Origin of the sequence: Moryella indoligenes, from assembly GCF_030812885.1 — a bacterium.
Taxonomy (GTDB): Bacteria; Bacillota; Clostridia; order Lachnospirales; family Lachnospiraceae; genus Moryella; species Moryella indoligenes.
Genome location: NZ_JAUSTO010000008.1, coordinates 20,676 through 32,779, shown reverse-complemented (window position 1 = coordinate 32,779; position 12,104 = coordinate 20,676). Strand labels below are relative to the sequence as shown.

Genomic DNA, 12,104 nt, shown 5'->3' with positions numbered 1-12,104 from the left:
ACAAGATGAGCAAACAGATTATCGCTGTATTATTCGGAGGGCAGTCCTCGGAGCACGAGATCTCCTGCCTCTCCGCGGCCAATATCATAGAACAGATCGACACGGAGCGCTACGAGCTGGTGCTTGTCGGCATCACTAAGGAGGGACACTGGGTCAGGACGGATTCGGTCGCGTCCATACGGGACGGGAGCTGGAGAGAGTCGAAGACCGGCGCGGTGCTCTCTCCGGATGCGACGGAGCGCTGCCTCATCATTCATGAGAAGACCGGCTATATGAGAGTTGCAGTCGATATGGTGTTTCCGATTCTGCACGGTCTGTACGGTGAGGACGGAACGGTGCAGGGACTCTGCGCGCTCGCGCGTCTCCCCTTCGTGGGCTGCGGCGTTGCGGCGTCCGCGGTCGGCATGGATAAGGGACTCGCAAAACAGGTTGTATCGACTCTCGGTGTGGATCAGGCAGACTTCCTCCTCTTTACGGAGGCAGATATGATGGATATGGTGACCGTGCTGGACAGCATAGAGGCGCGCTTCTCCTATCCGGTGTTTGTGAAGCCCTGCAACGCAGGCTCCAGCTGCGGCATCACGAAGGCACATGACAGAGGGGAGCTGGCGCTCTCCTTCCGCGAGGCGGCGCGCTATGACCGGAGAATTCTGGTGGAAGAGACCATAAAGGGCCATGAGATCGAGTGCGCGGTGCTCGGCGGCGGAGCACACCCCGTGCAGGCGAGCGGCGTGGGGGAGATACTCGCTGCCGCGGATTTCTATGACTACGACGCGAAGTACTATAATCCGGAGTCAAGAACCGTTGTGGATCCGGAGCTGCCCGGAGATGCGGCGGAGCGGGTGCGCGAGGCGGCGGTGAAGATATTCCGTGCGATCGATGGCTACGGCTTTGCCCGGGTCGATTTCTTTGTGACAGAGACGGGACGTGTGGTGTTCAATGAGATCAATACGATTCCGGGCTTCACGGCGATCAGCATGTATCCCATGCTCTGGGCGGCACGGGGAAAGGACAAGAGGCAGCTGGTGCAGGAGCTGATAGACCTCGCCTTTGAGAGGCAGCACTGAGATGACAGAGAACCAGGGCTTTGATGAACAGGATCCGGTGAAGCTGTACGTGCCGCACCGCAGGAGGCTTGAGACCGTCAGGGATCCGAGGGCTCCGGTCGGTGTCTTTGATTCCGGCGTCGGCGGACTCACGGTGGCGCGCGAGATCATGCGGCAGATTCCGGAGGAGCACTTGGTTTACTTTGGCGATACCGCGCGTCTTCCCTACGGAGCCAAGTCCCGGGAGACGATCATACGATTCTCCAGGCAGATCGTGCGTTTTCTTCGCTCAAAAGGGGTGAAGGCCATCGTGATCGCCTGCAACACGGCGAGCTCCCATGCGCTTCGCACGCTTGCGGCGGAGAGCGACATTCCGGTGATCGGTGTGATCTACGCGGGCGCCCTGTCTGCAGTGAAGGCCACAAAGAATGGCCGCGTCGGTGTGATCGGCACCAGCGGAACGGTGTCGAGCGATATCTACCCCCATGTGATTCAGAATATGAATCCGGAGATTCAGGTCTTTCAGAAGGCGTGTCCGCTCTTCTGCCCGCTGGTGGAGGAGGGGCTGCTGCACGATTCCGTGACGGATGAGATCGCCTCCCGCTACCTTCAGGAGCTGAAGGGAAAATACATCGACACACTGGTGCTCGGCTGTACGCACTATCCGCTCATCCGCTCCACGCTGCGGCGTATCATGGGCGAGGAGGTGACGCTGGTGAATCCGGCCTATGAGACGGCGCTGGAGCTGAAGGAGATTCTGGCCCGCGAGGGGCTTCTGAATCCGGGAGCGGACGCGGGCGATGCAGACTGCCCGGAGGAGAAATATCAGTTCTACGTCAGCGATCTCGCGGACAATTTCCGTGATTTTGCGAGCTCTATCCTGCCGGAGGAGGCGAAAAACACCAAAAAAATAGAGATTGAGGAGTACTGAGTCTATGACCAGAGATGTGCTCGTGACCATCAGCGGAAAGCGACTGATGGGGAGCGGGGATGAGGATATCGAGTTTGTGATGCCCGGGACGCATCTGGAGCGGAACGGAATACATATGGTGCGCTACGAGGAACCCGCCGAGGGCATGGATGGGAAGACGGAAAATACCATCGTGATCGGCGGCGGCTGTATGAAGATACGGAAGAAGGGCCTGTCCAACGTGGAGCTGCGCTTCCTGAACCGGGCGGAGCGCAGCATGAGCTGCTACAGCACGCCCTACGGGGATTTCCTGATCGGGATCTCTACACGGGACATCTCGATCCGCGAGGAGAGCGATCGTCTGAGAGTCTCGGTGGACTACGCGATGGATATCGGGGCGGAGCATCTCTCGGACTGCTCCATTCAGCTGGAGGTCCGCTCCCGCAGCGCTGCGGCGCAGTGAGGCGGAGGCAGTACAGCGTTAGCGCAGGCTCAGCATGTTGACGCTGTAATCAAAGATCCCGGATGAGCAGCTGCTCATCCGGGATTATTTTAAAATTATATTTTTCTTATTTGTTTCTGCCGAGGATGCGGTCCATCAGGCTCCTCTTCTTTGCGACTGTGGGAATGCCGCCGCGGACGCTCTTCAGCTCGGCGATATAGATGCCGCTCACCACTACCTTGCACTCCTGCTTCATCGGAAGCTGCTGGAAGACCTTCTCATCGGACATGAGCGTGAGGATCTTCGGGCCGACCTTTGCCTTTACAACCGGAACCTTCATCCAGCGCATGTACCAGGGGGTCTGCTCGGACACGATCTTCGGAAAACCGGCCTCGGAGATGCGGAGCTTCTTTTTGTCGATCACCAGCATGGAGACGGTCTGCTTGGCTGCCTCAAATGCGGGCTGCTGCGCTGCCTGACGCTCCTGAAGCTTTCTTCCGTAGAAGTAAAATGCGACGAGCGCGACAATCAGTATTGCCAGGATCACAAGTAGCACCTTGGTTATAATCATCCCGAAACCCTCCGTAATATCAGATATGTTTTGCGCTCCGGGGAATCCCGGAAACACGCTAGAAAATTATAGCAGAAGCGAAATAAAAACGCAAGAACTATTGCTTGACAGCTTGAAAACGCGATGATATTATGAAATTTGCACTATTGTGGATTCGTAGGCCCTGAGGGGAAGCTATGCCCTTTTGGCAGAAGCCACAGGAGTAACTGTCGGTCAGTATTCAAAACAGGGGTGATAACGTACATGGAAAAAAGCAATATGCGTCCGATTAAAGCCGGCAAGGGCATTCGCATGAGCTTCTCGAAACAGAAGGAAGTTCTGAAGATGCCGAACCTCATAGAGATCCAGAAGGATTCCTATGAATGGTTCCTCGGCGAAGGGCTGCGGGAAGTGTTCCACGATATTTTCCCGATCGAGGACTTTGCCGGACACCTCAGCCTGGATTTTGTTGATTTTCAGCTCTGCCGCGACGATGTGAAGTATTCGATTGCGGAGTGCAAAGAGCGCGATGCGACCTACGCCGCGCCGATGAAGGTCAGAGTCAGACTGTACAATAAGGATAAGGACGAGCACAAGGAGCATGAGATCTTCATGGGCGATCTGCCGCTCATGACGGATACCGGTTCCTTTGTGATCAACGGCGCAGAGCGCGTTATCGTCAGCCAGCTTGTCCGTTCCCCCGGAATTTATTATACCATTGAGCACGATAAGCTTGGTAAGGAGTGCTACTTCTGCCAGGTGATTCCGAACAGAGGCGCATGGCTCGAGTACGAGACGGACTCGAACGATGTGTTTAATGTACGTGTGGACCGCACCAGAAAGGTGCCGGTCAGTGTTCTGCTGCGCGCACTCGGTCTCGGGACGAACTCTGAGATCGTGGATGTGTTCGGTGACGAGCCGAAGCTTCAGGCGAGCTTTGCGAAGGATTCCTCCGACAACTATACGGACGGCCTGCTGGAGCTCTACAGAAAGATACGCCCGGGCGAGCCGCTCTCTGTGGAGAGCGCGGAGAGCCTGCTTCACTCCATGTTCTTTGATGCGCGCCGCTATGACCTCGCGAAGGTCGGCCGCTACAAATTTAATAAGAAGCTGCACTTTAAGAGCCGCATCGTCGGACACACGCTCGCGGAGGATGTCGTCGACATCAGCACGGGAGAGATCCTTGCGGAGGAGGGCAGCACGGTGACTGCCGAGATGGCGACGCGGATTCAGAATGCCGGAACGCCCTATGTCTGGGTAAACGGCGTGAGCCGCAGAGTCAAGGTGCTCTCCAACCTGATGGTCGATATCGGACATTATATTGATCTGGAGGATCCGGCGGAGTACGGCATCACGGAGCCGGTGTTCTATCCGGCGCTCATGGAGCTCATGCAGGGCGCGGAGAGCGACGAGGCGCTGAAGAAGTCGCTCCGCAGACATGTGGACAGGCTCATTCCGAAGCATATTACAAAGGAGGATATCTTCGCCTCCATCAATTACAACATGCATATCGAGGAGGGCATCGGCAGCAACGACGATATAGACCACCTCGGAAACCGCCGCATCCGCGCGGTCGGAGAGCTCCTGCAGAACCAGTACCGCATAGGCCTCTCCCGCATGGAGCGAGTGGTGCGCGAGCGCATGACGACGCAGGATATGAGCGAGATCACGCCGCAGTCTCTCATCAACATCAAGCCGGTGACCGCGGCGGTGAAGGAGTTCTTCGGCTCCTCCCAGCTGTCCCAGTTCATGGATCAGAACAACCCGCTCTCCGAGCTGACGCACAAGAGAAGACTCTCCGCACTGGGACCGGGCGGCCTCTCCAGAGACCGCGCGGGCTTTGAAGTGCGAGATGTTCACTACACGCACTACGGAAGAATGTGCCCGATCGAGACGCCTGAGGGACCGAACATCGGACTGATCAACTCTCTGGCGAGCTATGCGCGCATCAACCAGTACGGCTTTATTGAGGCGCCCTACCGCATCGTCGACAGAGTCGCGGACCCGGAGAATCCGACTGTCACGGACGAGGTCGTCTATATGACTGCGGATGAGGAGGATGTCTATGTCGTCGCGCAGGCCAACGAGCCGCTGGACGATGACGGACATTTTATGAACAATTATGTCTCCGGTCGCTATAAGGAGGAGACCTCCGCGTTCCCGAAGAGAACCGTAGATCTGATGGACGTCTCTCCTAAGATGGTGTTCTCCGTTGCGACGAGCATGGTTCCCTTCCTTCAGAACGACGACGCAAACCGCGCCCTCATGGGCTCCAACATGCAGCGTCAGGCGGTGCCGCTGATGATCACGGACACGCCTGTAGTGAGCACGGGCATCGAGGCGAAGGCCGCGGTCGATTCCGGCGTGTGTCAGGTGGCGAAGCACGCGGGCACCGTTGTGATGAGCTCCGGTAGCGAGATCACGGTGCGCAGAGACGACAACGGAAAGATCGACGACTACCGTCTGACCAAGTTCCAGAGAAGCAATCAGTCGAACTCCTATAACCAGAAGCCCATTGTGTTTGCGGGCGACCACGTGGAGGAGGGAGAGGTGATCGCGGACGGACCGTCCACCGCGAACGGTGAGATCGGCCTGGGCAAGAACCCGCTGATCGGCTTCATGACCTGGGAGGGCTACAACTACGAGGATGCGGTTCTGCTCTCCGAGCGACTGGTGAGGGACGATGTTTTCACCTCGATTCATATCGAGGAGTATGAGTGCGCCTCCAGAGACACGAAGCTCGGACCGGAGGAGATCACGAGAGATGTTCCGGGCGTCGGCGACGAGGCTCTGAAGGATCTGGACGAGAACGGAATCATCCGCATCGGCGCGGAGGTTCGTGCCGGGGATATTCTGGTCGGCAAGGTGACTCCGAAGGGCGAGACAGAGCTCACTGCGGAGGAGAGACTGCTCCGCGCGATCTTCGGTGAAAAGGCGAGAGAGGTGCGCGACACCTCCCTGAAGGTGCCGCACGGCGCCTACGGAACTGTGGTGGAGGCGCGTGTCTTCACCAGAGAGAACGGCGATGAGCTGCCGCCGGGCGTCAATCAGAATGTAAGAATCTATATCGCGCAGAAGAGAAAGATCTCTGTCGGCGATAAGATGGCGGGACGCCACGGAAACAAGGGCGTCGTGTCCCGCGTGCTTCCGGTGGAGGATATGCCCTTCCTGCCGAACGGCCGTCCGCTGGATATCGTGCTGAATCCGCTGGGCGTTCCGTCCCGAATGAATATCGGACAGGTGAAGGAGATTCATTTCTCCCTTGCGGCGAAGGTTCTGGGCTTCAATGTCTCCTCTCCGGTCTTTGACGGTGCGGACGAGAACGACATCATGGATATGCTAGAGATGGCGGACGACTACGCAAACGGAAGCTGGGAGGATTTCCAGAAGAAGTATAAGGATATTCTTCTGCCGGATGTCATGGAATACCTCGGCTCCCACCTCGATCACAGAGAGGAGTGGAGAGGCGTTCCGATCGCGAGGAACGGAAAGGTGCAGCTGCGCGACGGCCGCACCGGTGAGCCCTTTGACGGCCCGACCACCATCGGGTTCATGCATTACTTAAAGCTTCATCATCTGGTAGATGACAAGATCCACGCGCGCTCCACGGGCCCCTACTCCCTCGTCACGCAGCAGCCGCTCGGCGGTAAGGCCCAGTTCGGCGGACAGCGCTTCGGAGAGATGGAGGTCTGGGCGCTCGAGGCCTACGGCGCGGCGTACACGCTCCAGGAGATACTGACAGTGAAGTCGGATGATGTCGTGGGCCGTGTCAAGACCTACGAGGCGATCATCAAGGGTGAGAATATCCCGCAGTCCGGCGTGCCGGAGTCCTTCAAGGTCCTCCTCAGAGAGCTCCAGTCACTCGGTCTCGATGTACGGGTGCTGAGAGACAACGGCGAAGAGGTCGAGCTCAAGGAAAATGTTGACGATGAAAATCTCAGTATGCGTTCCATCATCGAGGGCGACAGAAGATACCGCGATGAGGAGAATTTTGCCGGCGCAGGCTACACCCGGCAGGAGTTCAGGAACGGCGAGCTGGTGGACGCTCAGGATGAGGGCGCCGGCTCTGAGACGGCGGCGGAGGATTCCGAAGGGGAGTTTGTCCCGGAGGACGCAGAGTAAAGGAGGCTGTTCATAGATGCCCGAAACAAAAACAAGCTACGAGCCGATCACATTTGACGCGATAAAGATAGGCCTTGCTTCCCCGGAGAAGATTCTTGAGTGGTCCCACGGCGAGGTGAAGAAGCCGGAGACCATCAATTACAGAACCTTAAAGCCGGAGAAGGACGGACTCTTCTGCGAGCGCATCTTCGGACCGAGCAAGGACTGGGAGTGCCACTGCGGAAAGTACAAGAAAATCCGCTACAAGGGCGTAATCTGCGACCGCTGCGGCGTTGAGGTCACGAAATCCTCGGTGCGCCGCGAGCGCATGGGCCATATTGTTCTGTCGGCGCCGGTCTCCCACATCTGGTACTTCAAGGGAATTCCGAGCCGCATGGGACTGATTCTGGACCTCTCCCCGAGAATTCTGGAGAAGGTGCTCTACTTCGCATCCTACGTGGTGCTGGATCCCGGCACCTCCACCCTCGCCTACAAGCAGATACTCTCTGAGAAGGAGTACCGCGAGGCGCAGGAGCAGTTCGGCTGGGACGGCTTCCGCGCAGGCATGGGCGCAGAGTCCGTGCTGGAGCTTTTGAAGGCGATCGACCTCGATAAGGAATCGAAGGAGATGCAGGAGGAGCTCGAGAATGCCTCCGGCCAGAAGAGAGCGAAGCTCATCAAGCGTCTGGAGGTCGTCGAGGCCTTCCGCAAGTCCGGGAACCGTCCGGAGTGGATGATTCTGAGCATCGTTCCGGTGATTCCGCCGGATATCCGTCCCATGGTACAGCTGGACGGCGGCCGCTTTGCTACCAGTGATCTGAACGATCTGTACCGCAGAATTATCAATAGAAACAACCGTCTCGCGCGTCTTCTGGAGCTCGGAGCTCCGGACATCATTGTCCGCAATGAGAAGAGGATGCTGCAGGAGGCGGTGGACGCGCTGATCGATAACGGCAGAAGAGGCCGTCCGGTCACGGGGCCCGGAAACAGAGCGCTGAAGTCCCTCTCCGATATGCTGAAGGGAAAGCAGGGACGTTTCCGTCAGAACCTGCTCGGAAAGCGCGTCGACTACTCGGGCCGTTCGGTTATCGTCGTGGGACCGGAGCTGAAGATCTATCAGTGCGGTCTCCCGAAGGAGATGGCGATCGAGCTCTTCAAGCCCTTTGTTATGAAGGAGCTGGTGGAGAGCGGCACCGCACACAATGTAAAGAGCGCAAAGAAGATGGTGGAGCGCATGCAGACCGAGGTCTGGGACGTGCTCGAGGAGGTGATTAAGGAGCACCCTGTCATGCTGAACCGTGCGCCTACGCTGCACCGGCTCGGCATTCAGGCCTTCGAGCCCATTCTCGTCGAGGGCAAGGCGATCAAGCTTCATCCGCTTGTCTGCACCGCCTTCAACGCGGACTTTGACGGAGACCAGATGGCGGTGCATCTGCCGCTCTCCGTGGAGGCGCAGGCGGAGTGCCGCTTCCTGATGCTCTCTCCGAACAACCTCTTAAAGCCCTCCGACGGCGGCCCGGTTGCGGTTCCGTCTCAGGACATGGTGCTCGGGATTTACTATCTGACGCAGCAGAGAGACGGAGAGAAGGGTGAGGGCATGTGCTTTAAGAGCCCGAATGAGGCCCTGCTCGCCTACGCAAACCATGAGGTTACGCTGCAGTCGAAGATCCGTGTGCGCATCTCAAAGACGCTTGCGGACGGAAGAACTCTGTCGGAGATTCAGGACAGCTCTGTGGGACGCATTCTCTTTAATGAGATCATTCCGCAGGATCTGGGCTTTGTTGACAGAAGCATTCCGGGGAATGAACTGAAGCCGGAGATTGATTTCCTTGTAAAGAAGAAGCAGTGCAAGCAGATCCTTGAGAAGGTGATCAATGTGCACGGGCTCTCCCGCACCGCGGAGGTGCTGGACGATATCAAGGCGATCGGCTACAAGTATTCCACGCTCGCCGGTATGACGGTGTCTATCTCAGATATGACTGTGCCGGAGTCCAAAAAGCGCCTCATCGCGGAGGCGCAGGCGACGGTCGAGAAGATCTCCCGCAACTACCGCCGCGGACTTGCGACGAATGAGGAGCGCTACAAGGAGGTCATCAAGACCTGGCAGAAGACGGATGAGCAGCTCACGAAAGATCTGATGGCGGGGCTCGATCAGTACAACAACATCTTCATGATGGCGGATTCCGGAGCGCGTGGTTCCGATAAGCAGATCAAGCAGCTCGCAGGCATGCGAGGCCTGATGGCGGATACGACGGGACATACAATTGAGCTTCCGATCACGAGTAATTTCCGCGAGGGACTGGATGTTCTGGAGTATTTCATCTCTGCACACGGCGCCCGCAAGGGACTCTCCGACACGGCGCTCCGCACAGCGGACTCCGGTTACCTGACCAGACGTCTCGTCGATGTCTCCCAGGATCTCATCGTCCGGGAGGTGGACTGCTGCGAGGGCGGAGAGATTCCAAACATGGAGATCAAGGCCTTCATGGACGGGAAGGAGACCATCGAGGGGCTCCAGGACCGCATCACGGGGCGCTATATTGCGGAGACCATCGTAGACCCGGACACCAACGAGGTAGTTGTGAAGGCCAATCACATGGTGACGCCAAAGCGCGCCGAGGCGGTGATGAAGGTGCTCGAGAAGACCGGAAGAAAGACGGTAAAGATCCGCACCATCCTGACCTGCAAGTGCATGAATGGAATCTGTGCGAAGTGCTACGGCGCGAACATGGCGACCGGACAGGCGGTTCAGGTCGGTGAGGCGGTCGGAATCATCGCGGCGCAGTCCATCGGTGAGCCTGGTACGCAGCTGACCATGAGAACCTTCCACACGGGAGGTGTCGCGGGCGGCGATATCACCCAGGGTCTTCCCCGTGTCGAAGAGCTGTTCGAGGCGCGTAAGCCGAAGGGTCTTGCGATCATCACCGAGATTCCGGGTGTGGTGGAGCTTCGCGACACCAAGAAGAAGAGAGAGATCGTCGTCACCAATCCGGATGACGGAAACTCCAAGACCTATCTGATCCCGTACAGCTCCCACATTGTGGTAGAGACCGGAGATGTGCTTCAGGCGGGAGATGAGCTGACGAGTGGCTCTCTGAATCCGCACGATGTGCTGAAGATCAAGGGTGTGCGCGCGGTTCAGGATTATATGCTCCGCGAGGTGCAGAGAGTGTACCGTCTGCAGGGTGTTGAGATCAATGACAAGCACATTGAGGTGATCGTCCGCCAGATGCTGAAGAAGATCCGTGTGGACGAGCCGGGTGAGTCGAGTGTCCTTCCCGGCATCAACATGGACGTGCTGGAATTCAGCGCGATGAATGACAGGCTTTCCCAGGAGGGCAAGGCGCCTGCTGTCGGAAAGCGCATTATGCTTGGTATCACCAAGGCTTCGCTCGCGACAGACTCCTTCCTCTCCGCTGCGTCCTTCCAGGAGACGACCAAGGTGCTCACGGAGGCGGCAATCAACGGAAAGACCGACCACCTGATCGGACTGAAGGAGAATGTCCTCATCGGTAAGCTCATTCCGGCAGGTACCGGCATGAAGCGCTACAGAAATGTAAAGCTGGACACAGATCTCTCCGGCGAGGAGGACTATCCGGAGGAGGAGCCGGAGGTGCTGGATATTCTGGATGAGACTCAGGATGCGGCCGAGTCCTTTGCAGAGGAGCTGCTTCCGGTGACAGAGGACTGAGCGCAGTCTGATGTGCAGAGTAAAGAGCCGCAGCTTCGGCGGGTTCTCACAGGCAGAAAGAAAATCTGCTTGACATGAAATTGTATCGTTTCTATAATGATATGGCGTGCCTCCGGGTATGCCATATCTTTTTATGCTTTGAACGATACTTTGGATGGCAGCCGATGCAGACCGGAAGAGCGGAGAGGGCAGAACGGGAGCACAGAGCAAACTGCAGAACAGCAACCGCAGACAAATATCACAGGAGGTGAACAAAGAATGCCTACATTCAACCAGCTTGTAAAAAAAGGCAGACAGACTTCTGAGCGCAAGCCGAAGGCTCCGGCACTTCTGAGAAGCTTTAACTCGCTTCATAAGAAGGCGGTAGTCGACAACTGCCCGCAGAAGAGAGGTGTTTGCACAGCAGTCAAGACTGCGACACCGAAGAAGCCGAACTCTGCGCTTCGTAAGATCGCGAGAGTGCGTCTTTCCAACGGAATCGAGGTTACCAGTTACATTCCGGGTGAGGGTCACAACCTTCAGGAGCACAGCGTGGTCCTGATCAGAGGCGGAAGAGTCAAGGATCTGCCGGGTACCCGTTACCACATCGTACGTGGAACTCTGGATACCGCAGGCGTCGCAAATCGTCAGCAGGCCCGTTCCAAGTACGGAGCAAAGAGACCGAAGGCGAAGAAGTAATTCAGCGGTGACAGTCGATTCACAGGATCATTGAGCGTTAAGGCGAAATACTCATAAAAGTGAAGTGCACGATTGTGATAGGAAGCTGCAGGTTGCAGAATTATAGATCAGAATCAAGCGCGGACAACCAGTATGGATGAGTACCGATGATCTAATTCACGGCGGGGCAGAGCCCCGGGCCGTATAATTAAGGAGGGAAGCAACGTGCCACGTAAAGGACAGAGAAGAAAAAGAACTGTTCTGGGCGATCCGGTTTACAACAATGTCGTTGTGACCAAGCTCGTCAATCAGATCATGTATGACGGCAAGAAGGGCATCGCACAGAAGATTGTATACGGCGCATTCAACCGTATTCAGGATAAGACCGGCAAGGAGCCGATCGAGATCTTTGAGGCTGCCATGAACAACATTATGCCGGTTCTTGAGGTCAAGGCAAAGCGTATCGGCGGCGCCACCTACCAGGTTCCGATCGAGGTGAAGCCGGAGAGAAGACAGGCCCTGGCACTCCGCTGGATCACCACCTTCTCCCGTGCGAGAGGTGAGAAGACCCAGGAGGAGCGTCTTGCAAATGAGCTGATGGACGCCGCAAACAACACCGGCGCAGCAGTGAAGAGAAAAGAAGATATGCACAAGATGGCAGAGGCAAACAAGGCTTTTGCTCATTACAGATTTTAATTAGGAGGAAA

The 12,104-nt window shown here is 57.0% G+C and carries 8 protein-coding genes; 7 read left to right on the top strand and 1 reads right to left on the bottom strand.

Going from position 1 to position 12,104, the window contains the following annotated elements:
• The first annotated feature begins 5 nt into the window (after positions 1-5).
• From J2S20_RS07265 to J2S20_RS07255, 3 genes are read left to right on the top strand one after another with little or no spacing between them, the layout of a single operon-like run.
• Positions 6-1,067, top strand: a complete 1,062-nt coding sequence (locus J2S20_RS07265; RefSeq protein WP_307254618.1) for a D-alanine--D-alanine ligase family protein — start codon at positions 6-8, stop codon at positions 1,065-1,067.
• Between the two features lies 1 nt (position 1,068).
• Complete coding sequence (gene murI, locus J2S20_RS07260) at positions 1,069-1,977, top strand: glutamate racemase (RefSeq protein ID WP_307254616.1); 909 nt, start codon at positions 1,069-1,071, stop codon at positions 1,975-1,977.
• Positions 1,978-1,981: 4 nt separating this feature from the next.
• Positions 1,982-2,419, top strand: coding sequence for a YwiB family protein (locus J2S20_RS07255; RefSeq protein ID WP_307254614.1), 438 nt, complete (start codon positions 1,982-1,984; stop codon positions 2,417-2,419).
• Positions 2,420-2,525: 106 nt separating this feature from the next.
• Here the strand turns inward: J2S20_RS07255 and J2S20_RS07250 are convergent, their stop codons facing one another.
• Positions 2,526-2,969 (bottom strand): hypothetical protein, encoded by a 444-nt coding sequence (locus tag J2S20_RS07250; protein WP_106612068.1) that lies wholly within the window; start codon positions 2,967-2,969, stop codon positions 2,526-2,528.
• Positions 2,970-3,212: 243 nt separating this feature from the next.
• On the opposite strand from J2S20_RS07250, the gene rpoB reads away from it, so the two are divergent.
• The 4 genes from rpoB (at position 3,213) to rpsG (ending at position 12,093) form a co-directional block, all read left to right on the top strand.
• The gene (rpoB, locus tag J2S20_RS07245; RefSeq protein WP_307254611.1) at positions 3,213-7,070 is read left to right on the top strand and encodes a DNA-directed RNA polymerase subunit beta; all 3,858 of its coding nucleotides are present in this window, start codon (positions 3,213-3,215) and stop codon (positions 7,068-7,070) included.
• A 16-nt stretch (positions 7,071-7,086) separates the two neighbouring features.
• Positions 7,087-10,740 (top strand): DNA-directed RNA polymerase subunit beta', encoded by a 3,654-nt coding sequence (rpoC, locus tag J2S20_RS07240; RefSeq protein ID WP_307254609.1) that lies wholly within the window; start codon positions 7,087-7,089, stop codon positions 10,738-10,740.
• A gap of 258 nt (positions 10,741-10,998) precedes the next feature.
• A complete protein-coding gene (rpsL, locus tag J2S20_RS07235) occupies positions 10,999-11,418 on the top strand; it encodes a 30S ribosomal protein S12 (protein ID WP_106612065.1) in 420 nt (139 codons plus the stop codon).
• 204 nt (positions 11,419-11,622) lie between these two features.
• Complete coding sequence (rpsG, locus tag J2S20_RS07230; protein ID WP_106612064.1) at positions 11,623-12,093, top strand: 30S ribosomal protein S7; 471 nt, start codon at positions 11,623-11,625, stop codon at positions 12,091-12,093.
• The last annotated feature ends 11 nt before the right edge of the window (positions 12,094-12,104 follow it).